The sequence below is a fragment of the Anaerolineales bacterium genome (assembly GCA_030583885.1).
Taxonomy (GTDB): domain Bacteria; phylum Chloroflexota; class Anaerolineae; order Anaerolineales; family Villigracilaceae; genus Villigracilis.
Map to the genome: position 1 here is coordinate 1087222 of CP129480.1, position 21969 is coordinate 1109190.

The window sequence follows — 21969 nt, forward strand, 5'->3', positions numbered from 1 at the left end:
AGGTTATCCTCCAAAAGATGTGGGGCGGGTGAAAAGGTTCACCCGCCCCACATCATCGTGTTAACTTACTCCTGTCTACAGGCCGATCCGTACATGCGTGGCATAGAACAGGAAACGTCCCATCACTTCCGCAACCAGTACCAGCACAAAAGCACTGGATGACAGGATGGTCAGTGTCTTTTCCTTGCCACTTTCTGACGCGTTGCGGTAAAGATAGGTTGCCAGTACACCAGCTCCTAGGAAGACCAGCAGCAGGCGGATGACGAGTGTGAGTCCATAGGTTTCCGTCATTATCTTGAGGCTTTGCAGGGCGGCAGATCCCAGATGTGCCATATAGAATGGCAGTACCAGGAACTCGATCCCCAGCAGAATGATCGCAGTGATCGCAATACCCTGCAGGGCGCCGCGCAACAAGTCCAATTGTTTTTCGCCAGCCTTGGCGTCTTTTTTCTGGATGCTGTTGTAGTTGATCACTAATGCAAGTGCAACGGCCAGCGCTCCCAAGAGCAGGGTAGTTGCGAAGAAGGTGATTGGGGTGGTAATCGTGTTCCATGACGGCTGGGTGCGAATCATGTACACCATGGCCATAGCGTAGGTTTGCACGAGACCAATCAACGTCGCGATCCAGCCAATGATATCGCGCAGGATGGTGGGGCCAATCTTGCGCCATTGCATCAGGGTATATACACCCGCGATCACCACAAACGTCACGGCGATCACGACTTCACGGCTCAGCCAGGACGTTCCCAAATTCGGAACTGCCTTGACAACATTGCCCAGGTTGTTTAGGTGTAATAGCGAGGACAACAATGCCAGGCCCATGATCGGAACGACCATGAAGAGCGGACCATCTGTCATCCGGTCGGCTTCCTTAACCCCAGCCTTTGCCGCAGCGTATGCGCGCACAATCATTAATACCAGCAACGCACCGGCTGCCAACTGACCAAGGATCGTAAAGATCAGTAGAGCCCATTCACGAATATCCATTTTAGCTCTCCTCTACAGACAGAATGTGGCCTGTTCCACTGCCGCTTGTTTGAGCGTGTTTGTGCGGTGTGATTACCACAGCAGGTTCAGTCAGGTCAGACGTTGGAAGCGGCTCAATGGCGGACACGTTGCCGTATTTAGCTCGTAATTCATCCAGTTCGCCGACATCCAGGACGCGCATGACACAGGCATCCACACAGACCGGTTTTTGTCCTTTGGCCTGCAGATCCTGGCAGAAATCGCACTTGGTCATATAGCCCTTTTCCTCGTTGAACTGAACAGCGCCATACGGGCAGGCCCATTCACAATAGCGACAACCGATGCACTTGGTATTGTCGATCAGGACAACACCATCCTCCCGCTTGGTGATCGCAGTCGCCGGACACACCTCCATGCAAATGGGTTTTTCGCAGTGCATACAGGCGGTGGATACGGAGTAGACAAAGAGATTGCTAGGGATCAGCAAATCCTTGTTTTCCGGATGGGAAACCCATCCGCCGCCTTCATACTGATAGACCTTGCGCCAGTTGATGCCCACTGGCAGGTCGCTTCGATCTTTGCAGGCAATTGCACATGCCTTGCAGCCGGTGCACGCACTCGCATCAAAGTAAAAAGCTAGTTGTTTTTCCATTTTTTATGCCTCCTTGAAGACAATCCGCTGAGGCCACTGGGAGTCGGGTTGCAATACGATTGGACCGTTGTATTTTTCCACCTGAACGATACAGGTGTTGTGGCCGGTGTGTCCCTGACCAGTTGCGTAATCGCCGTTCAGGGTATTGGTCGCTCCCGCCAGATCAATGCCGGATGATTCGTCGACTTGAGCCCAGGCACCCTGTCCCAGCGTGACAACACCGGGCATGATTCTGTTTGTCAAGAGCACCGGACGAATAACCTTCCCGTGTTTGCTTGTGATCATGATCACATCCCCGTTCTTGATCCCGCGTTCGGCTGCGTCTTTGGGGTTCATGAAAGTCTCTTGAGGGAAAGCCTCGCGCAACCAGGGAACACTGTCGAAACTAGAGTGGCTGCGCCGCTGGTAGTGGATGGTATAGAGCTGTAGCGGATAGTCGCCCTTGACCTTGTTGTCCCAGTCTGCATAGGTTTCTTCATACCCCTCAATGGGGGGATCGTACTTGGGCAGCGGGTCTTTCAGATTGAAACCATTTGCTTTGACCCATTCTGAGAGCGCATCGCAATAGATTTGCAGTTTGCCTGTTCTTGTATTGAGCGGTTTGCCTTCCGGGTCGGAAATGAAACCTGATAACTCGGTGTGGCCCAACTTGTCGTTGGCAGTGCGCTGTACGCGATAGATGCCGGCTTCCTTGAATTCCTGATACGTGATGCGGCCATTTTGCGGCTCGCCTTCCACACCCATCTCGGCGATATCCTCTTTCGTGATGGTCAGAAGCGGTTCAAACCCCGAGTTGTCCGGCAGCTTGACCTCGGCACCGGCAAGCCGGTTGTAGACCATCTGCATACCCGAGAGCGGCTGGATCTCTTCCGGATTCAAGCCGAGGCGTTTGCCGACTTCCACGGCGATCTCCAGGTCGTCCTTGGCCTCGAAGAGCGGTTCGGTGACCTGGCCGTTGAAGATCAGCATATCGCGATCACCGGTTTGGAAGTTGCCGAATTGCTCCCACTGGCTGGTGACCGGCAGGACAAGGTCGGCATACTTGGCCGAGGTATTGAGGAAGAGCGTCTGGACCGCGACGAATTCGACTTTGCGGAAAGCCTGGATCCCTTTCATGGTACCAGTTCTCTGGTTCAGCGAATCTCCGAAGTCTGCTGAGATGATCATGCGAACATCAATATCGCGAATGTCGTTGTAGCCGGCGTGATATTTGCCGGAAAGGATGGCTTCCCACATCTCACAGTTGTTCAGGATGTTGGGAGCGCTCTGGCGCGTACCAGCCTCGTTCAGCGGATTGGCAATGCCCTTCACGCCATCTGAGCCGGCTCTAACAAGTGCTCCGCCAGCATTGGCGGCGCGGTTGTGCATGTTTGGGCCAACGCCTGAGCCAACAAAACCGACATTGCCGGTCATCCAGCCTACCGTGGCCATGGCCTGCGGGAGGCACTCGCCGTTGTTGATACGCGCGGGCGCACCAGCGGTCTGGATCATGGTTGGCTTGGTGGTAGCAATTTCCTGGGCCAGCCAGCGGATCTTCTCCGGCGGGACACCGCAGATTTCGGATGCCCATTCCGGGGTCTTGGGCTGTTTGTCGTATTTTCCAAGGACATAATCCTTGAAATTATTTTTCGGGTCAGCACCTTCCGGCATGTGCCCGGCATCGAAACCAATCGTGTATTTATCGAGAAACTCCTGATCGTGCAGGTTGTTCTCGAGCATGTGGTACGCCATGGCCAGCAACATGGTTGTGTCTGTGCCCGGGCGAATGGGAATCCACTCGTCCGCCAGCGCCATGGCTGTGTCGTTGTATAACGGGTCGATTGAAATGAATTTGGTGCCGGCTTTCTTTGCCTGCAGATAGTAGTAGGTGGGGTTGCCATTGCTGGAGACGGCGGAATTCACGCCCCACAGCACGATCAACTTGGCTTTCCGCATTCTGAAGCGGTCATTTCCAGACGTGTCACCGGTTCCTGGAATGCCTGTGAGATGAGGGTAATCTTCACGCCAGGTTCCCCAGGAAACACTGCCCCAGCGGTTTACATAGCCGCCATACAGGCCCAGCACCCGGCCCATGTCGCCTGAATGTACCGTAAAGATGGATTCGTTGCCAAACTCCTCTTTGACGCGCTTGATCTCGCTGGCATAAATATCAAAGGCTTCCTCCCATGAAATGCGCACCCATTCATCCTTGCCGCGCAATTCCTTGTCGCCGCCACCGGGTGCCCAATTCTTGCGGATCATGGGGTATTTCAAGCGGTCATCGCCAAAAACGACCTTTCGCTGTGCACGACCGCGCACGCATGCCCTTTGCTGAGGGTAATCAGGGCTGTCTTCATGCGTATCGTCTGATTTTACACTTGTAACAATGCCGTCCACGACGTGTGCTTTAAGCAGACAGCGTCCGCCACAGTTATGCCAACAGGCGGCAGAAACCCACTTTCCTGCAGAGGTTTGCGCAGCCGCTTCAGCCATTTTCAGGCCAGTGTTCACACCACCCGCCAATACTGCGGTACCTCCAAGCGCCGCGCTCCATTTCAGGAAACTGCGACGGGTGAGTACCGTATCATTTAGGGTTTTGGTGAGGAAATTCTTTTCAGTCATTATTCCTCCATAGGGAATCTTCCGGTTGGTTCAATTTGCTCCAAAGAGCTGCCCCTCGTATTGCAGGTTGGAACCCTTTTCCTTCAATCTTCATTCGCACTCTCCTGATAGGGATTAAAAGGCCAGTTCAAGCCACATTTGCGCCTATTTTCACTATCAGGATACCTTCAAACCAATATCCAAACATCGCCCCAATGGACAATTCCCCCTCACCCTAGTGGGTGATTAGTTTTCGCGAGGAGAGACCAGCCCATGTTTGAGGGCATACATAGCAGCCTGGGTGCGGTTTTCCAACTGCAGTTTTTCGAGAATATTCTTCAAGTGGCTTTTAACCGTATTGATCGAAATCGAAAGCTTGTCTGCAATTTCGGAGTTGGTTGCTCCGCTTGCAACCAGCCGCAGAACGAATAACTCCCTTTCTGTGAGTACCTGCTCCCCTTTTTCATCGTCCGCCAGACGGTTGGCGACAGCTTTTAGAAGCTTGCCAGCCATGGCGCGTGTCATGGCTGGTTCACCGCTGGCTAAGCCATTCAGAAGATCGAATAATTCATTTGCATCCAGGCTTTTTAACAAATAGCCTGCAGCCCCTATCTGCACAGCCTCATAAAGATGGCCGTCCTTTTCAGAGGAGGTCAACATGACGATCGCGATCTGGGGAAAACGTTCATGGATCTCCTTCGCGGCTTGCAGACCGTCCATCTGCGGCATGTAAATATCCATGAGGATCACATCCGGGCGTAGTTGCTCCGCCAGGAGAATTGCGTCTTCCCCTGTTTCCGCCTCGCCCACCACTTCCACAAGATCATCGCGGGTTTTCATCAAGCCGATCAACCCCTGGCGAAAGAGTTTATGGTCATCTGCAATTAAAACCTTGATTGTCATGATATTACCTTTCAGACTAAATCCCAACACGGACGTGGGTGGCGTAGAATAAAAACCGCCCGATGATCTCCGCTACCAGGATCAACAGGCATGACATATAAACGGGCACGATCAATCCCTGCGGAGCGGCCCCGCGGCGATACAGTTGGAAGGCAGTGTGGCCCAGCCAGGATGCCGCTGTCACAAGCAATATGAGGCGCATAAAAAAAATCGGCAGATACAGATCAAATAGCAGGCGCAGGCTGGTTCTGGCTGCGATATCCCCCTGCCGTAAATACTCAATTTGAAAATAGGTGACTATCACGCTGGCAATCACCAGCCCGAAGGAAAATACCGCGAACCAGCCCAAGGAGTATTTGATGACCTGGGCACGCAGGTCGACATCCCATGTATTTTTGATTTCTGCGAATTTCAAATCCAGCATCATCAGACAGGCGATGGTCATGATGCCCAGCAGTAAAGTGGTCACATAAAACGAAATCGTCATGGCGGCCGAATTCCAGGCAACCTGGGTGGGCAACAGGTAGATACGCGCCATGCAATAAACAACAATCCCGCCGAACAGGTTGGCCAGCCAGCCAAGACCCCAAGCCAGTTTGCGGCGATCATTCTCAAAGTTGAGCAGATACCACAGGAGCAGGGTTGTCAAAAAGAATAAAAGTGTAAAGACGATTTCCCTGCTCAGCCAGGACGATTTGAAGTTAAGGACAGCCAAAAAAGAATGCAGCGGTCTGCTCAGGTGAAAATGAGAACTGATCATCGCCGCCACCGTTGTCAGGGAGATGACCAGAATAGGGTTACGGATAATTCGATCCAATTGGCCGGGGTTTATCCGCGGCCCCATTATCTCGCGGATCAACCACAAAACAAACATGGCCCCAATCGCAACTTGCATCAGGATCGTAAAAACAGGCAAGGCCCATTCACGGACATTCATATGGTTTCATTTGCTCCATACATTGTACACTCATCCATGAATCACCAGACTAGGCTTCCTTATTCTTTCGTGGGGCAGGCATGGAAGGACGCACTCGACCTGTGTGCCCCCCCTTTTCCTGGACTTGACCATCAAGGTGCCGCCCAAACTCTCGGCACGTTCGCGCATTGTTTGTAAACCAAAATTACGCTTCGAATTCACATGAAAAAAACCAACGCCATCGTCGATGACCTGCATGTGGATATGCCCCCGGTGTTCATTCCCTTGATTTGTAATCACCACCGATACATGACGGGCCTTTGCATGTTTACGGATATTGGTCAGCGCCTCCTGCAGGATGCAGATCAACTGCACCTCGGCAACGGATGCAAGATTCAGGTTTCCCTCGACCCGATATGAAAAATTCGTCTCAACACCGGTCTGAATGCCGAACTCCGTCAAATACTCCTCCACAGCCGTATCCAGGCTCTTCTCCTGGGCGAGGGTGGTGCGCAGGCTTAGGATGTTCTCGCGCACATCTGCATGGGCGGTCTGGATTGCCTGACGCATTTGTGAAAGTTCAGCTTGAAGATTTGCAGATTTACCCTGTCTCAAAAATGACTCGAGTGTCTGGACCTGCAAATTCAAATAGCCCAATACTTGTGCCAGGCCATCATGCATCTCGCGGGCAATGCGGGCACGCTCTTCGGTGATCGAAAAAGACTGCAACTGGGAGGTCATCAGCCCGTGCTGAATGGCGATCACAACCTGGTCGGCGATACTTTCCAGCCAGATCAGATCCGTTTCGGAAAATTGCTGTGTTTTAAAACGCGCGATCCATAGTGCGCCGATAATCGTACTTTCCATTTTGAGCGGCACAATCGCAAGGGCGTTGGCTTTTTGACTCTCGAGGAAACGGACATCCTCAAACATTTCGACAGGTTCACCACCCTGTGACCGATATGACTGGCAACTGCGCATGACGTTCAGGATCTGCGGGTTGGTTACTACGACGGATGCATTTACCACCAGTTCGGTTTTGACATCATCAGAGTAGCACTTCAGTTCCAGGATGGAATGTTCCTGATTCAAAATCGCGACCCCGGCAAAATCCGTCTTCAATACTTGGCGCACATTCTGGGTGATATAGAGCAAAATATCGTCCACATTATCAAGTTCAGCGATGCGGCGACTGATATTGACCAGCATACCCGTCCAGGTCTCTGCAGTTTGGCGGGCAACGATCTGGGATTCAATTGCAGCCTGTTGCGCATGATCCCGTTCCTCCTGCAAGGCCCGTAACTGACGCTTGCGAATCGCCTCGAACACATCCAATGCCTTGACCACGAAAAAAGTAACGATCAGAGCGGATAACATGCGCCATATTTCAATCGGCAGGCCGGTAAAATTAAGGACGCTTTGATCATCCAGCCATCGGCCCAGTTCGTACGTCTGGTCTCCCCTGAAATTTTCCCCCGCGAATGCGTTAAAAACCACGCGGTCATAGTTGTAATAGGAGGCCGGGCCGTACGGCGCCGCTGGAACAATCAATCCCATTACAATTGCTTCAAATAAAAATGCAAACCCCGCGCCGAGCATGAGTTTGGAAACATCATACAGCTGCAATTTTCGATGTCTATACCACTGCCGCAGGAATCCAATTCCAGCCATGAAACTGCCGGGCAGGTAGAGCAGATAACGGGTCCAGATTTCGATCGGGATTTCAATCGGGGAGGGGGTGATAAAGGTTGTTGAAGCGAAGGTGATGACAAATGCAATTGGAACAATGAGGATGCCGGGGATGAAGATACTCCAGGCGGGCAGTGGCTCCAGATTATTTAGAATGCCCCAGCCAAAACGCAAAATTAGCATCCCCGTTAAAAGATGAAGTACAAGGCGCAAAATACCCAGGATGCTCTCCAATCCTCCAATAGACCCGTCTGTAAGGAACATATCCACCCATCCGGCTGCGCCGCCGACAAAGCCAAAAGCGGCCAGCCAGGGGAGTTCACGCTTAAGTGGAAAATCTCCATCCCTTCTAAATTGTAAATAGGCAGCCAGACCCAACCCCTCAAAAGACAAGCCGTAGAAAAAATGGAGGAGAGACATATTTTGATATTGATTACAGTGAAGCGGGTCTTCCAAGACCCTTCACGATCAATCCTATCAGCTTCCTCTTGGAACAACAAATGACTTAAATCACCAAATTGATGCCTATCTTTAATACAATTATTGAAATGACCCCGTGTGAAAAATCACCCGCCTGGGTAGTGACGAACTATCTGTTGGGGGGATTTATGTTTAATCATTATCCAATATACTGCACCCAAGCGGTTAAATACTCAAAAATGGAAAGAATGCACTGCTTTGGGGTGCTTTTTCAGCTTGTCCGTTTTTAACCCTTTATGGAAAATTCAATTGTAGCTTGTATGAATGGATAGGAGAATTCATCATGATAAAAATGAAACAGCTTTCCGTTTTCCTCATCGTCCTGTTTGCTTTGCTGGTCACAGCGTGCGGTTCGGCCGAAGGGAATGTCGCGGCCCCAACCGCACGACCATATACCCCCCAGACTGTTCAAGAGGGCAATGAGGCCTCAGGTCCAATCGTTGGACAGCCGGAGAATGGAAAGGCCTTGTTTGATATCCATTGCATTGCCTGCCATGACATTGTGGAAGATGGGGTTGCACCGGGCCCTGCTTTGCATCTGGCTGGCACCCGCATGGAGCCCGATTATGTCAAGGAATCCATAATTTACCCGCAGGCTCACGATGCCTATCTGGAGGCTGAACTCTCCGCCGTTGATGTGGATATGCCAACAGACTTCGCTGGTCTTTTAACCCCTCAACAACTAGAGGATCTTGTGGCTTATGTGTTGACCTTAAAGTAATATTTCAAGCCAGCACAAGATAAAAATGTAGAAACCATTGAAATTAGGATAAGGGAATATTGACCGGCGGATTGTTTCACCGGTCAATATTCCCTTATTGGTTTTCTGATGTTGGCGCATAAGGATGTTCGGGATTGTCTCTAGAAATATGGGGGTGTACGCGATTAAGAGGATATTCCCCGGAACGCAGCAAGGTGTCGCATTTATGGGGCCATTTTCAGGCGGGATCCAAGGTGGTGCACCGGGTTGCTGCCGCCAGCCCGCGCTATCCGTCAAAAGTCGGAGGCGTATTTCCACCCCCTTTCCGATATGGAGATGTTTGATTTGACGGATACTACTCCTGACAAGTCCCAATAGGAGTACGGCATGCTGCCCAGTCTTGAGACCATATACACCGATTTTCATTCCAAACTTCACAACTTCATCGCAGGGCGTGTCTCCGATCCCGACACTGCGGAAGATATCCTGCAGGATGTCTTCCTGAAGATCCATGCCCATATCGGCGGTCTGCGTGAGACGGATCGCGTTGAAAGTTGGATCTATCAGATCGCCCGCAACGCCATCGTTGACCATTACCGCCGCTCCCGCCCGCAGGATGAACTCTCCGAGTCGCTCGCTTCTCCCCCCAACGAGGAGCCTGATGCCGCGTCCCAGCTTGCGGCTTCGCTCAAAGGGGTGCTCGACTGTCTCCCCGACAAATACCGCGAAACATTGGAACTTACCGAACTGCAGGGGCTTTCCCAGGTCGAACTGGCAGCCAGACTCAATATAACGGTATCAGGCGCAAAGTCACGGGTGCAGCGGGCGCGGGAAAAACTCAAAGAGGCGTTCCTGGATTGCTGTCACTTCGAGTTCGACCGCCAGGGAAAAATCATGGAATACCATCCCAAATGCGAACAGTGTGCCAAATAATATTGTAGGGTAAAAAATGATAACAAAACTGAAACGAATCCTGGTATTGATGCTTCTGTTTTTTTTCGTTTTTTTTATCGCGGTGCTTGTCTCGGTCAGCCTGTACGACTCGCCCGAATATGCGCGGCGAATCTTGATGTATGGGCAGTCGGACATCAATGACTATTACATCTTTTCGAGACGGCCCATCGACAACGGCAGCGAAATTTCCGAACTGGAAAGGAACCTCGGTGGATTGCCAAAAACGATCACATGGTATGACCCGATGGTGCAAAAAGAACGAACCGAGAAGTTGGACGAACTCTTCGAATTGACAGCTACGAATGCCTTTATTGTCTTGCGCGATGACAAAATCATTTATGAAGGATATTTCAATGGGATGGGACCCGACTCGATCCATACATCTTTTTCATCCGCCAAATCGTTCAATTCGGCTTTGATCATGGCGGCTGTCGCAGACGGATTGATCGGATCAGTAAATGATCCCGTGATCCAATACGTCCCCGAAATTACGGGGCGCGGATTTGACAACATGACCATCCGCGACCTGCTGCTGATGAGCACCGGCATCCGGTATGTCGAGAATCCATATCTCGGTCCTTTTGGCGATGACGCACTGACGTATTACTCCCCCGACCTGCGTCGTACTGCCGTGCGCGTCCGCGCAAGCGTTGCGCCTGTCGGCGAAGCCTGGCACTACAACAATTACTATCCGCTCCTGGAGGGGCTCGTCCTCGAACGAGTGACCGGCGTGAGCGTGGCGGAATATTTGCAGGAACGGTTCTGGAAGCCGATGGGCGCGGAATATCCCGCCTCATGGAGTCTGGACAGCGATGTCTCGGGCTTTGAAAAAATGGAAAGCGGTATCAATGCCCGCGCCGTGGATTTTGCCCGCTTCGGCTCGATCTTTCTCCACAACGGGTACTGGAACGGATCGCAGATCCTTCCCGAGGATTTTGTACTCGAATCCACAAGCCCCGATGGCGCATGGGATGTTTCACCGGGACCGGAAATGTCCATGTATTACAAGTACCACTGGTGGGGACTGAACAACCCCGATGGAACCTATGACTTTACCGCCGCCGGCAGATATGGACAGTTCGTATACGTCGCACCGCGAAAGAACATGGTCATTGTCCGTCTTGGAGACGAGACGGATTATCCTTTCTCGTGGCTGTTGTTCATGCAAAGCCTGGTGAACGAGATGGAATAAGCAAGAGCCAATTCTGAACTTCAAAACTGCGCCTGTTTCGGCGCAGTTTTTTTGCGTCCTTTTCAAAGTCCCTGCGTCTACATAAGCAAACTCCTGAAAGGAAATTGCTTATGTTTCTTATCGACCTGCTCTCCAAAACAACTTTACAAGTCTGGCACACCCTCTCCGTAAACTGGATCTACCTGCTTCTCAGCGCAGTCATCGCCGCCGCCCTGAAGTTATACGTCAATCAGGACCGCGTCGCCGCGTTCCTTCAGCGCAACCGCAAGGCAGGCGTGCTGATCGCCACCGGCGCAGCGGTCACGACGCCTCTGTGCTCATGCGGCACAACCGCCATCATCCTCGGCATGATGGCGGGAAGCATGCCCTGGGCGCCGATCGTGGCGTTCATGGTCTCTTCGCCGCTGACCTCGCCGCAGGAACTCGTCTTCAGTGCAGGGCTTTTCGGCTGGAACTTTGCACTGGCGTTCTTTCTGGCATCCATTCTGCTGGGTTTGGCGGGCGGTTCAGTTGCCTATCTCTCCGAGTCGCGCGGCTGGCTGGCGGGTCAGGCTCGCTTCAAATCCATTTCGGGTGGGTCGGGTCTGTCCCTCCCCGTCGTTGCCTCCGTTCAGGCACGACCGCGCGTCACGTTGGGTCAATTCCTCAACGAGACCTGGCTGGCGGGCAAACGCCTCGCGCTGTTCTTCCTCGGCTTTGCCTTCATCGGCTACCTGCTCAACAACCTCATCCCCGCGCAATGGATCTCCACCCTCTTCGGCGAAGGACAGGTCTATGGCGTGCCGCTTGCCGCCGCCCTCGGCATCCCGTTCTACTTCAACACCGAAGCCTCCCTGCCGCTGGCGCGCGCCCTGATGGACGCGGGCATGAGTCAGGGAGCGGTGCTGGCATTCCTCATCACAGGCGCAGGCACCTCCATCGGCGCTATTGCAGGCGCGCTGACCATCGCCCGCTGGCGCATCGTCGGCTTGGTGGTTGGAACATTGTTCATCGGCGCAGTCCTGTTTGGCTATGGCTACAACCTCCTTATGGGAGTTCTCTCATGAACCGCTTCATGCACACTCTAAAATTCCTCACCAGTCCCATCACTGCGGGGCGACTCTCCGGTACGGAAGGCGCGCGCCGCACAGCGGATTATTTGCAGGCGGAACTGACCGCCGCAGGCTTTGACTCCGCGCTTCAACCTGTGGATGTCCCTGCCGCCCGCCTCACTTCGACCCCGAAACTGGTGGTTGGACCCCGGGCATTTTCTCCCCGCCGCGACTTCGCCGAACTGACGGCGTTCTCCGCAGGCGGAACGGTCAACAGTACATTACTCGTTGTGCGCGATGGTGACCTGCTTTCACCTGCCTCATTCCACAACCGAGTCATTCTCATCCCAAAACGCCCGTAGGGATTCAACCTGGGCGAAACTGTGAATACCGCCGTCGAGTTGGGCGCCTCCGCCCTGCTGGTGGAACACGGCGAACCCGACTGGTTTCACAAAACCGTATACACAGGCAACGGAAAAATCCCTGTCTTGCGGGTCAGGAAATCCATCGCCGAAGAAATCGCCAGCCTGAACAACACAGACGTGGAGTTGGCTCTCCCGCTTCGGCGCTCGATACTTCCCTGCAACAATGTCCTAGGTTTCCTGCGCGGCGCGGCGGACGATTTCACGCTCGCCCTGATCGCCCACTACGACCACATCGGCGACGACCCTGGCGGAACGCGCTTCCCTGGCGCGTTCGATAACGCTTCGGGAGTGGCAGCGGTTTTGGAAGCGGCGCGCCAACTGGCAAAAGAAAAACGCCCCTTCAATATGCTGGTGGCTTTCCTGACGGGCGAAGAATCGGGTTTGTGGGGCGCAAAGCAGTTGACGGCGAATCCGCCTGTGCCGCTTTCAGCGGTCATCAACCTGGACAGTCTCGGCGGTGAGCCCAAACTCAACGCCCTGCGCCTCGGACATAAACAACGGGGCGACTGGCTTGCCGAACTTGCTGAAACTGCCCTGTCGGAGCGCGGCATTCAGGCGCAATGGGTCAGCGGCAGTGACGACTCGTCCGTGTTTATCTCGAAGGGAGTCCCAACGCTTGGGTTGGGGCAGCAGCCCACAGGTCAGGCGCGAAGCGTGATGCATACTCCGTTCGACACGCTCGAAGCGCTTTATCCCGAAACAATCCAGGAAGGCATCGAAGTCCTTCTTGACGTTGTCCAATCCATTTCACTCATCCAAAAGGAGAAAAACCATGTCTACTCAAAATAAAAACCTGCTTGTCACGTTGATCAAGAAGTCGGTGGGATTGCCCACGGCGAGTTCGTCTGCCTGTTGCGGGACCAGCGTGTCCCAAAGCGACTGCTGTGGAACACCCGCTTCGCAGAACGATTCCGCTGGCTGTGCATGCGGCTGTGGCGATGGTGAAAGCGCTGGGTGCTGTGAGGTTGAAACTGCACAGGCGCAGACCTGCTGTGGTTAACGTGTATACTGAATGCGGGCGAACCCGCAATCAGTATTTTATGTATAGTACAGAGTAATGACAGTTCACACGATAAAACCCAACCTGCAAACCCTGCACGGACGTTTCTCACGCGAGATTTCGCCCATCCTCACTATTGATTCGGGGGATATAGTGCAGTATCAAACACTCGATGCAGGCTGGTGCAACTTTGAACAGGCAAGCCCATTTGAACGCCCGACAAAACTGGCGGGGCGCAACCGCGAATTGGACTGGGGGCACGCCCTGTGCGGACCGATTGCCATTCGCGGCGCCAAGGCGGGTATGACGCTTGAAATACGCCTTAACAAGATCCGCACGGGTGCGTGGGGGTGGTCCACGGGCGGCGGTTGGGATAGTTATTGGAACCGAAGGCTGGGTGTGGTGGAAGGCGACGAGTGGCTCATGCGCTGGCGGCTTAACCCCGATGCCGGGCTTGCGACCAATCAATATGGGCAGACCCTCCAGATGAGTCCTTTTATGGGCATCTTGGGCATGCCGCCCGCTGAAACAGGGGATCACTCCACGTATCCGCCGCGCTTCTGTGGCGGCAATATTGACTGCAAGGAATTGACCGAAAGTGCGCGCGTGTTCCTGCCAATCCCTGTGGATGGCGGCTTGTTCTCTCTTGGTGATGGTCACGCGGTGCAGGGGGATGGCGAAGTCTCTGGTCCCGCACTGGAATGTCCGATGGAGCAGGTTGAACTGGCGTTTCACCTGCTCCCTGATTTGCATATCGACTTCCCGCGCGCCTATACCAATGCTGGCTGGATCACCTTTGGCTTCCACGAAGACTTGGATGAAGCCGTGATGATTGCCATGGATGGCATGATTGACCTGCTCAAGGAGCAATATGGCATGCAGAAAAATCAGGCGGTGGCGTGGAGTTCACTGGTGGTTAACCTTCGAGCAACACAGATCGTGAACGAAGTCAAAGGCGCACATGCCATCCTGCCACACGATGCGCTGGCTGGTTTGAAGTAGGGAAACCTCCGACGAAAGTTGGGGGTTTCTTTTCAACCATAGTCCGATGTCAAACTTGCGTCAGGAGTATGATACTATGACTATGATTACTCTCGTGATAGTCGATGACCGGCCCGCCGTCCGTCAGGGGCTGCAAATGCGGCTGGCGCTCGAAGAAGATATGCAGGTCGTTGGCGAAGCGCAGAACGGCAGGGATGCGCTGTCGGCGATTCCGCACCTGAAGCCCATCGTCGTCCTGATGGATATGGAAATGCCCGAAATGGATGGATTGGCGGCAATACAAACGCTCCGTTCAATCGCGCCTGAAAGCAAGGTGGTTGTCCTGACCATCCATGATGACGAAACATCCCGCAGACGGGCATATGAATCGGGCGCGGCGGGGTTTGTGTGCAAATGTGCCGGTGATGAGGCTCTATTGAATGTCATCCGTGCTGTTGTTCATCCCGCTTCATGAAACAGAATAACGCGACTTTTTTTATTCTTGTGGAATATCCGACTTTCGTCTGAGAGGAGAATCCATCTATAGAGAGATGTGAAGCATACATGTATTCTCTATAATGAACGCATATCCGCCCGTACCAGGGGAAAGGAGCAGTATCATGTCCGTTCAATCTTTATCCGTATCATCTGGAAATTCTTATGGAATGAAAGTGATCCGCTTCTTCAGGGTCGTCGGCTTCCTTGGCGGACTTGTCTGGCTCTTCCGTGCGCTGATTGGTATTGCAGTTCTCGGCGGCATCCTTTTTGCTCTGATCGGATTACTTTCTTGAACAGCATCACCTCCAAATCCCAACTGCTCGAAACCCTAAAAGCCAAACGTTATCACTGGGACATGATGCTCAACGCAATTGACAAGGCCCGCATGGATGAACCTGGCGCGGCGGGATATTGGTCAGCGAAGGACATCGTTGCACACATCACGGCATACGAGCACTGGCTGGTGGAATGGCTGACGGCGGCTTTGCAGAACACCTTCCCTGCGCCGTCTCCGTTAGATGATGCAGATATTGAGAGACGCAATTCACGCATATACGAGTTGACCCATTCGCTCTCCGTGGAACACGTCCTTACGGATGCGCGGCAGAAATTCGACGCGTTGCTTGTGGTCATCGAAGCCCTGCCGGATGCATATTTCGACGATCCGCAAAGCGCTGAATGGTTCATGAAACCATACTGGAACAAAATGCGGACAATCCCTGAAGCGGTGATCAACCTCTCCAGCGACCATTACGAGGAACACATCCCGTCCATCAAAGAGTGGATCAAGAAGAATGGTATCGTGCTTCATCGGGACATCCGCTATCAAGCCGCCATCGTTCAGGATCATCACGTCTTGCTCGCGCAAATGAGCACACCTGATGGCAGGATTTTCTGGTTGCCGCCTGGCGGCGGACGCGAGGGCGATGAAACGCCTGAAGAATGTATCCTGCGCGAGGTACAAGAGGAAACAGGATTGACTGTGTCGGTCGAGTGCCTGCTCTTCACAACTCCAGATATGCCCGGCGGCGCATATGACTTCCTGCACACTTATTTGTGTCATCCACTCTCCGGCACCGTCCGGGCTGGCATCGAGCCGGAGGCCGAGTTCATGCCGGTCCTGCTCCTTCAAGACCTTGACTGGTTCGATCTGCGCGATCCAAACACCTGGCGATCCAAGGACGAACTGGGCATTATCACGTTCTCCTGGCTGGAAAGATTACGCACTGAATTGGGATACGGATGCGAAGGAACCCCCGTCTCGCCCGGACGTGGAACTGATCCCGCCCAATGACAGATCCTTCATTGACGCATCACCTGCCGACACGTTCAGATGCACTGCTGTTCGGGAATGAAGAGTCAGCCCTTGGCCCGCTACCCAGTAGGTCCGCCGGAGAGTAATCTGGGACGACGTGATTCGGATGGATCTGATCAAACGGTTCGATTGATTTGCTATTTCATAACCACGATTGATATAGGATGTAATAATGTCGAAACTCAACCAGAAATTTCAACTGCCTGATGGGCGCAAGCTCGGCTACGACGAACACGGTCCATCGAATGGAAAGCCGCTTTTCTATTTTCACGGTTCGCCGAGTTCGCGCGTGGAATCCATGCTATATGTGGGTGAGGAGTTGTTACAGTCCCTTGGAGTTCGTTTGATCGTGGCAGATCGCCCAGGGATGGGACTTTCCGATTTTCAGCCCAACCGCCGAGTTCTGGATTTTCCTAAAGATACTCTCGCGTTGGCAGACCATTTGAACATCGAACGCTTTGCCATACTTGCCTATTCTCTCGGCGGACCCTATGGTCTGGCCTGTGCATATGCCGTCCCTGGGCGGCTGACCAAGGTAGGCATTGTAAGCGGTGCGGCAATGTTCACCGAGCCAGAGTTGATGAAGAACATCAACGAAGGGACACGTAAATTCTTAACCATGCCGCGCGAATCTCCTTTCGCCTCCCGCCTGTTTTCGGGGATTATGCTGGGAGTGATGCCCCGCCTTTTACCCAAGCTGTTTGTGGCTGGAGCCGCGTCTGTACTGCCCGAAGCTGACCGTGTGATGGTCGACTTCGACCCTGAATTCCAACGGAGATTCATCCGCATGGTACGGGAAGCCACGCGGCAGGGAACGCGCGGCGCGTTCCATGAATCGCTATTGACGGTCACGGAGCGGGGATTCAGCTTGCAGGATGTTCAAATGCCGATCCTGCTCTGGCACGGGGAGCAAGATCAAAACATCCCTGTGGAAATGGCTCGTTCTCTGGAGTCGGCCGTCCCGAAGTGCGAAGCGAGGTTTTATCCGAACGAGGGCCATCTCTCGTTGTTCAAGAAGAATGCCAAAGAGATCATCGGTGCGTTGGTGAATTAGCCCAAAAAATGAAGCGTAGGAAAGGAGATTTTTATGATCGCGAGAATCTGGCACGGTATCACTCCCCCTGCAAAAGCCGACGAATACATCGAATACCTGAACGAGACAGGCGTGCGCGATTACCGGGCCGTCGAAGGCAACCTCGGCGTGCATGTCCTGCGGCGTATCGAAGGTGGGCAGGCGCATTTCCTCACCCTCACGTTCTGGGATTCGCTCGAAGCGATCAAGAAGTTTGCGGGCGAAGAGTACGAGAAAGCCCGCTATTATCCCGAAGACAAGGATTTCCTTTTGGAATTCGAAGAGAAGGTCGCGCACTACGAAGTGATGTTCAGCGCGCCGCCATTGGTATCCTGACTTGAATGCGTGTCCCCGCGTTCGGTGTGCTGTCTAGCGCGAACGCCCCGCCCGCTTTCTCGGCGCGTTCCCTCATCGTGTGCAGACCCAGATGACCAGGGAATTGCTGGCTCGTATCGAACCCTGCGCCGTCGTCGGAAACATTCAATGCTAACCCATCAATTTCTGTTTTCAACGATACGTTCACATGTTGAGCTTGCGCGTGCTTGGCGATATTGTTCAGCGCCTCCTGCGTGATGCGATAGATGGACTCTTTCATTTCGATGGGTACATCGGGCTCAGGCCCCGCCTCCAACTGGACCTTGAGCTGAAACCGCGCGCCCAAAGCGGTGACCAACTTCCCGAGCGCCGCGACCAGCCCTTCGGTCTGCAGCGATTCGGGGCGCAACTCGAAGATGAGCGCGCGCATTTCAGCGAGTCCCACCTCGGCGAGCGAAAGGATGTAATCCATCGGCTCGGCGGCTTTGGGCGCGTCGCGGTCCAGCAGAGTGCGCGCAGTGCGGGCGCCCAGCACGATCCCGTATAACGCCTGTGAGACCGAGTCGTGTAATTCACGTGCCAGTTTCTGGCGTTCCTCCAACGCAGCGAGATGTTGCGCCTGTTCGTACAGCCGCGCGTTCTCGATGGCGACCGCCACCTGATCCGCCAGCGATTGCAGGACGACGAGATCGCTTTCATCGAAGCCGTTCAGGCGGTTGCTCTCCACGTCGATCACGCCGATCACCCGTCCCTTGATCTTGATGGGGATCGCCGTTTCCGAGCGGGTCTGGTCATTTTTCGAGGGGATGAAACGTACATCCTTCATCACATCGGGGACGATCAGCGATTCGCCCGTCCCAGCCACCCAGCCGGATATGCCCTGCCTGCCGACGATTGGTGTCGCATCTTCACAGCATTGGAACATTTCATCCTCTGGTTGTGCAGCGTTCCGTGTTTTGAAGACAACTCGTTCGCCCTCCACCATCCCGATGTGGACGTGATGATAGCCAAAGGATTCCCGAATCGTGCGTGCCGTTTCAACGAGCAGTTGATTCAACGAAAGGATGGATGTGACACGCTTGCCCACCTCGGTAATGACGCGGAATTGTTCGGCACGGCGCTGTTCGGTGGCAAACAAACGCGCATTCTCTATGGCAACCGCTGCCTGATCAGCGAACGCCATCGCCAATTCTACGCGGGCAGGATTGTAATAATTGACATCAGGGTGAGCCAATGCCAGCAAGCCGATGCTTTGGTCGCGGATCACCAGCGGTGCGCTCATCCACGAACCAAGCCCTGTCAGATTTTGCGCGGCAAGATTATTCCGCATTCGCCCCGCCAGCGGAGTATCAGCCTTCAGATCGGGCACGGAGGCGGATTCGCGCTTTCGAAGGACTTCCATAGTGTTACTGTGTTCGTTCAACGGGGAGCGTGTGCCAGGCTGGGGCATCCCCTTGCCACGCGCGGCAAGTAACAAGAGTTCATTCTCTTTTTCCAAAATGCTGATGCTCGCAAGCCGATAGCCGACCACTTCCTTCAATTCAGCGAGAATTAAACCGAGCAAAGGCTCCAGTTTTAGTGTGGTGGTGATGTTGTGCGATAAACGGAGCAGGATGGAGAGTTCGCGTGTGCGTTCCTCCACCCGTTGTTCGAGTCGTCCTTCACTTTCCCGCAGGGCGGCGTTGACCGCGGCGAGTTCCTCATTCCGTTTTCGGAGTTCATCCTGCAAGCGGATGAACTCCACCGGTGACATGCCCGGTTCTTCGTGCGGGTTGGCGGGGATGCTCACGATATTATTTCCAAGGAGCTTAACTGGATACCAATCCAATCCGCACCGCATGGAGTGCGGCTTGTGTGCGGCTGGATAATCCCAACTTCATCAGAATGTTGCTGACATGTGTTTTAACTGTCTTTTCCCCGATCACAAGTTCGTCGGCAATCTCTTTATTCGAGCGTCCCAGAGCCAGCAGACGCAACACATCCGTTTCGCGCCCGGTCAGTTTCTCAGGTCGGTCGGGTGCTTTGATCTCGCGCACCAGACGCACCGCGGCTTGCGGTGCGAGTTGCACCTGTCCGTTTGCGGCGGCTTTGATGGCGCGGCAGAGTTCGTCGGCTTGCGTGTCCTTGAGCAGATACCCGATCGCCCCTGCCCGCACCGCGCCCACTATCTTATCGTCCTCGAGAATACTCGTCAGCGCGATGACTTCGATATCGGGAAATTCTTTTCGCAATTGCTGGATGGCTGTGATCCCATCCATGACGGGCATCAGCAGGTCCATCAACACGACATTGGGTTTGAGTTTGCCGACTTGTTCGATTCCTTCCACCCCGTTCGACGCTTCGCCCACCACCTCCAAATCTGGGTCGAGTGAAAGGAACATGCGCAACCCCTGACGGACTACGCTGTGATCGTCAACCAACAAAATGCGGATGGTCATGGGCGGATTATATGGGGGCAGGGTTGAGACGTCAATCTTTTCGGGTGCATCACTGACTTGCTCGATACGCGATGTTTTCTTCGGGAAAATTTCCCAGTCGACTTGTGTGTGCTTTCTCATGAGGCTGGGAATGTGAGGGAATAATATATTGAAACACCGACGATCAACAACTAGGCCAACCGCACCGTGATCAACGCCGCGCGGTTGGTGCGTAGACCCGAGGATGCCTTCATTCTTCAATTGAACTTCTGGAGGCGTGGATTGAGTTCCCAAGGGTTTGGGAAAAATCCCCAACCAGCGAGGCTGAAAATGATTCGATTACTCCATTGGCAACTTCAGTCTGCCGAAGGTGCCATGCATCTGCCCATTGTTTAGATCTTCGCAAAAATGTTTTTCAGCGCTGGATATAACTCCCGATACAGTACATATGACTTTTGATATTTTTCCGCTTGCACAGGATTAGGCGAAGTGCTCCCTGTTATCTTTACAGACGCATCACATGCGGACTCCACGCTTCGGAACACACCCGTGCCTGTCGCTGCCAAAAGAGCCGCGCCGTACGCCGCGCCTTCCGTCGTGTTGACGGTGACGACTTCGGCCTGTAGTACATCCGTCAAAATCTGCCGCCACAACGGACTGCGCGCTCCGCCGCCTGTGACGCGCACTTGTGTGATGTTTTCCAGCCCTGCGTTTTTCATCAATTCGAAACTGTCTCGCAGACCAAAGGAGACACCTTCCAGCACGGAGCGCGTGAGGTGGGGCAGGCCGTGGCGGACGGTCAAGCCGATGAAGGCGCCGCGTGCCAACGGGTCGGGGTGAGGCGTGCGTTCGCCGGTCAGGTAGGGCAGGAAGAAGAGCCCATCACTTCCCGCAGGAATCTTTTCGGCAGGTTCGAGCAGGGAATCAAAATCAGTGTTCGGGGCAAAGGTGTCGCGATGCCAGCGCAGGCTTCCCGCCGCGGAGAGCATGACGCCCATCAGGTGCCATTTATTCGGCACGGAATGACAGAAGGAGTGCAGGCGACCATCGGGTTCGATGACGGGCGAATCGGTGGCGGCAAAGACCACTCCAGACGTGCCGAGACTGACCGACACCACGCCCGCGCGGACTGCCCCCGTGCCGACCGCGCTCGCTGCCTGATCCCCACCGCCGCCAAACACAGGAATGCCTGCGGGCAGACCGAGTTCCTGCGCAATGGACGCGGCGAGTTCACCCGTGGCATCCGTGCCTTCGAAGGTGGGGGGCAGGTAGTCGGCCGGAATATTCAGCGCAGACAGCACCTCCGCAGACCAATCGCGCTTCGCCAGATCGAAGAGGATCGTGCCCGCGCCATCGGCTTTATCCATGCCAAAGGCGCCTGTCATTTTATAACGGACGTAATCCTTGGGCAAAAGGATGTGACGTACGCGCTTCCATATTTCAGGTTCGTGTTCCTGCACCCAAAGAATTTTTGGAGCAGTAAAACCTGTCAGCGCGTCATTGCCGGTGATCCGGATCAACTTTTCCCGTCCGAGTTTGAGGCGCATGGCGTCGCATTGCGCAGCGGTACGCTGATCGTTCCATAAAATTGCGGGGCGAAGCACATCCCCATTTTCATCCAACAAAACAAGTCCATGCATCTGACCTGTCATTCCGATGCCTTTTACTTGAGTTACATTCACGCCTGTTTTTTGCAGGACATTGCGAATGCTTTGCAGCGTGCCATGCCACCACAGGGACGGGTCCTGCTCGCTCCACAAAGGGTGCGGTGTATCGTAGGTATATTCGCTCGAAGCCACGCCCAACAGGCTGCCTTGATCATTCATAAGCAGGGCTTTGGTGGCGGTGGTCGAAGAGTCAATGCCGATGAAAATTGACATGGG

General features: G+C 53.9%; 22 protein-coding genes. 13 read left to right on the forward strand and 9 right to left on the reverse strand.

All coding sequences use genetic code 11. The features are described 5' to 3' along the window. Nucleotides 1-75: 75 nt before the first annotated feature. The 6 genes from QY332_05460 to QY332_05485 all read right to left on the reverse strand — a co-directional run bounded on the left by QY332_05460 (nucleotide 76) and on the right by QY332_05485 (nucleotide 8126). A complete protein-coding gene (locus tag QY332_05460; GenBank protein WKZ37375.1) occupies nucleotides 76-987 on the reverse strand; it encodes a dimethyl sulfoxide reductase anchor subunit in 912 nt (303 codons plus the stop codon). Between the two features lies 1 nt (nucleotide 988). Next, the gene (gene dmsB / locus QY332_05465; protein WKZ37376.1) at nucleotides 989-1618 is read right to left on the reverse strand and encodes a dimethylsulfoxide reductase subunit B; all 630 of its coding nucleotides are present in this window, start codon (nucleotides 1616-1618) and stop codon (nucleotides 989-991) included. Nucleotides 1619-1621: 3 nt separating this feature from the next. Continuing rightward, nucleotides 1622-4219, reverse strand: a complete 2598-nt coding sequence (locus QY332_05470; protein ID WKZ37377.1) for a molybdopterin-dependent oxidoreductase — start codon at nucleotides 4217-4219, stop codon at nucleotides 1622-1624. 225 nt (nucleotides 4220-4444) lie between these two features. Then, nucleotides 4445-5101 (reverse strand): response regulator transcription factor, encoded by a 657-nt coding sequence (locus QY332_05475; GenBank protein ID WKZ37378.1) that lies wholly within the window; start codon nucleotides 5099-5101, stop codon nucleotides 4445-4447. A gap of 16 nt (nucleotides 5102-5117) precedes the next feature. Further along, nucleotides 5118-6038 (reverse strand): dimethyl sulfoxide reductase anchor subunit, encoded by a 921-nt coding sequence (locus QY332_05480; protein WKZ37379.1) that lies wholly within the window; start codon nucleotides 6036-6038, stop codon nucleotides 5118-5120. Between the two features lie 30 nt (nucleotides 6039-6068). Further along, the gene (locus tag QY332_05485) at nucleotides 6069-8126 is read right to left on the reverse strand and encodes a histidine kinase (protein ID WKZ37380.1); all 2058 of its coding nucleotides are present in this window, start codon (nucleotides 8124-8126) and stop codon (nucleotides 6069-6071) included. Nucleotides 8127-8469: 343 nt separating this feature from the next. On the opposite strand from QY332_05485, the gene QY332_05490 reads away from it, so the two are divergent. The 13 genes from QY332_05490 to QY332_05550 all read left to right on the forward strand — a co-directional run bounded on the left by QY332_05490 (nucleotide 8470) and on the right by QY332_05550 (nucleotide 17690). Beyond that, a complete protein-coding gene (locus QY332_05490; GenBank protein WKZ37381.1) occupies nucleotides 8470-8907 on the forward strand; it encodes a cytochrome c in 438 nt (145 codons plus the stop codon). Between the two features lie 366 nt (nucleotides 8908-9273). After that, on the forward strand, nucleotides 9274-9819 hold the full coding sequence (sigZ, locus tag QY332_05495) for an RNA polymerase sigma factor SigZ (protein WKZ37382.1): 546 nt from the start codon (nucleotides 9274-9276) through the stop codon (nucleotides 9817-9819). Nucleotides 9820-9835: 16 nt separating this feature from the next. After that, nucleotides 9836-11032 (forward strand): serine hydrolase, encoded by a 1197-nt coding sequence (locus QY332_05500; GenBank protein WKZ37383.1) that lies wholly within the window; start codon nucleotides 9836-9838, stop codon nucleotides 11030-11032. Between the two features lie 110 nt (nucleotides 11033-11142). Next, entirely contained in the window at nucleotides 11143-12078 is a 936-nt protein-coding gene (locus QY332_05505; protein WKZ37384.1) for a permease, read from the forward strand. After that, entirely contained in the window at nucleotides 12075-12425 is a 351-nt protein-coding gene (locus QY332_05510; protein WKZ37385.1) for a hypothetical protein, read from the forward strand. The genes QY332_05505 and QY332_05510 overlap by 4 nt, the downstream gene beginning before the upstream one ends. Before the next feature lie 21 nt (nucleotides 12426-12446). Further along, nucleotides 12447-13277: a M28 family metallopeptidase gene (locus QY332_05515; GenBank protein ID WKZ37386.1), complete on the forward strand. Its 831-nt coding sequence runs from the start codon at nucleotides 12447-12449 to the stop codon at nucleotides 13275-13277. Continuing rightward, nucleotides 13261-13488 carry a hypothetical protein gene (locus QY332_05520; GenBank protein ID WKZ37387.1) on the forward strand — a complete coding sequence of 76 codons (228 nt, stop codon included), beginning with the start codon at nucleotides 13261-13263 and terminating at the stop codon, nucleotides 13486-13488. Before QY332_05515 ends, QY332_05520 begins: the two co-directional genes overlap by 17 nt. 57 nt (nucleotides 13489-13545) lie before the next feature. Then, on the forward strand, nucleotides 13546-14490 hold the full coding sequence (locus tag QY332_05525) for an acetamidase/formamidase family protein (protein WKZ37388.1): 945 nt from the start codon (nucleotides 13546-13548) through the stop codon (nucleotides 14488-14490). A gap of 76 nt (nucleotides 14491-14566) precedes the next feature. Further along, a complete protein-coding gene (locus tag QY332_05530; GenBank protein WKZ37389.1) occupies nucleotides 14567-14944 on the forward strand; it encodes a response regulator transcription factor in 378 nt (125 codons plus the stop codon). A 145-nt stretch (nucleotides 14945-15089) separates the two neighbouring features. Then, nucleotides 15090-15260, forward strand: a complete 171-nt coding sequence (locus tag QY332_05535; GenBank protein WKZ37390.1) for a hypothetical protein — start codon at nucleotides 15090-15092, stop codon at nucleotides 15258-15260. Next, the gene (locus QY332_05540; GenBank protein WKZ37391.1) at nucleotides 15257-16261 is read left to right on the forward strand and encodes an NUDIX domain-containing protein; all 1005 of its coding nucleotides are present in this window, start codon (nucleotides 15257-15259) and stop codon (nucleotides 16259-16261) included. The genes QY332_05535 and QY332_05540 overlap by 4 nt, the downstream gene beginning before the upstream one ends. A gap of 193 nt (nucleotides 16262-16454) precedes the next feature. Beyond that, nucleotides 16455-17336: an alpha/beta hydrolase gene (locus QY332_05545; GenBank protein ID WKZ37392.1), complete on the forward strand. Its 882-nt coding sequence runs from the start codon at nucleotides 16455-16457 to the stop codon at nucleotides 17334-17336. A gap of 33 nt (nucleotides 17337-17369) precedes the next feature. Beyond that, nucleotides 17370-17690, forward strand: a complete 321-nt coding sequence (locus QY332_05550) for an antibiotic biosynthesis monooxygenase (protein ID WKZ37393.1) — start codon at nucleotides 17370-17372, stop codon at nucleotides 17688-17690. Here the strand turns inward: QY332_05550 and QY332_05555 are convergent. The 3 genes from QY332_05555 to xylB form a co-directional block, all read right to left on the reverse strand. Next, entirely contained in the window at nucleotides 17665-19458 is a 1794-nt protein-coding gene (locus QY332_05555; protein ID WKZ37394.1) for a GAF domain-containing sensor histidine kinase, read from the reverse strand. The genes QY332_05550 and QY332_05555 overlap by 26 nt on opposite strands. A gap of 19 nt (nucleotides 19459-19477) precedes the next feature. Continuing rightward, entirely contained in the window at nucleotides 19478-20227 is a 750-nt protein-coding gene (locus QY332_05560; protein WKZ37395.1) for a response regulator transcription factor, read from the reverse strand. Nucleotides 20228-20478: 251 nt separating this feature from the next. Then, nucleotides 20479-21966 (reverse strand): xylulokinase, encoded by a 1488-nt coding sequence (xylB, locus tag QY332_05565; GenBank protein WKZ37396.1) that lies wholly within the window; start codon nucleotides 21964-21966, stop codon nucleotides 20479-20481. Nucleotides 21967-21969 lie beyond the last annotated feature (3 nt).

Coding starts and splice junctions, on each gene's coding strand:
- QY332_05470 (WKZ37377.1), bottom strand. CDS start 4,219: ATGACTGAAAAGAATTTCCTCACCAAAACCCTAAATGATACGGTACTC.
- QY332_05525 (WKZ37388.1), top strand. CDS start 13,546: ATGACAGTTCACACGATAAAACCCAACCTGCAAACCCTGCACGGACGT.
- QY332_05475 (WKZ37378.1), bottom strand. CDS start 5,101: ATGACAATCAAGGTTTTAATTGCAGATGACCATAAACTCTTTCGCCAG.
- QY332_05500 (WKZ37383.1), top strand. CDS start 9,836: ATGATAACAAAACTGAAACGAATCCTGGTATTGATGCTTCTGTTTTTT.
- xylB (WKZ37396.1), bottom strand. CDS start 21,966: ATGTCAATTTTCATCGGCATTGACTCTTCGACCACCGCCACCAAAGCC.
- QY332_05545 (WKZ37392.1), top strand. CDS start 16,455: ATGTCGAAACTCAACCAGAAATTTCAACTGCCTGATGGGCGCAAGCTC.
- QY332_05510 (WKZ37385.1), top strand. CDS start 12,075: ATGAACCGCTTCATGCACACTCTAAAATTCCTCACCAGTCCCATCACT.
- QY332_05560 (WKZ37395.1), bottom strand. CDS start 20,227: ATGAGAAAGCACACACAAGTCGACTGGGAAATTTTCCCGAAGAAAACA.
- QY332_05480 (WKZ37379.1), bottom strand. CDS start 6,038: ATGAATGTCCGTGAATGGGCCTTGCCTGTTTTTACGATCCTGATGCAA.
- QY332_05550 (WKZ37393.1), top strand. CDS start 17,370: ATGATCGCGAGAATCTGGCACGGTATCACTCCCCCTGCAAAAGCCGAC.
- QY332_05485 (WKZ37380.1), bottom strand. CDS start 8,126: ATGTCTCTCCTCCATTTTTTCTACGGCTTGTCTTTTGAGGGGTTGGGT.
- QY332_05460 (WKZ37375.1), bottom strand. CDS start 987: ATGGATATTCGTGAATGGGCTCTACTGATCTTTACGATCCTTGGTCAG.
- sigZ (WKZ37382.1), top strand. CDS start 9,274: ATGCTGCCCAGTCTTGAGACCATATACACCGATTTTCATTCCAAACTT.
- QY332_05505 (WKZ37384.1), top strand. CDS start 11,143: ATGTTTCTTATCGACCTGCTCTCCAAAACAACTTTACAAGTCTGGCAC.
- QY332_05530 (WKZ37389.1), top strand. CDS start 14,567: ATGACTATGATTACTCTCGTGATAGTCGATGACCGGCCCGCCGTCCGT.
- QY332_05520 (WKZ37387.1), top strand. CDS start 13,261: ATGTCTACTCAAAATAAAAACCTGCTTGTCACGTTGATCAAGAAGTCG.
- dmsB (WKZ37376.1), bottom strand. CDS start 1,618: ATGGAAAAACAACTAGCTTTTTACTTTGATGCGAGTGCGTGCACCGGC.
- QY332_05490 (WKZ37381.1), top strand. CDS start 8,470: ATGATAAAAATGAAACAGCTTTCCGTTTTCCTCATCGTCCTGTTTGCT.
- QY332_05535 (WKZ37390.1), top strand. CDS start 15,090: ATGTCCGTTCAATCTTTATCCGTATCATCTGGAAATTCTTATGGAATG.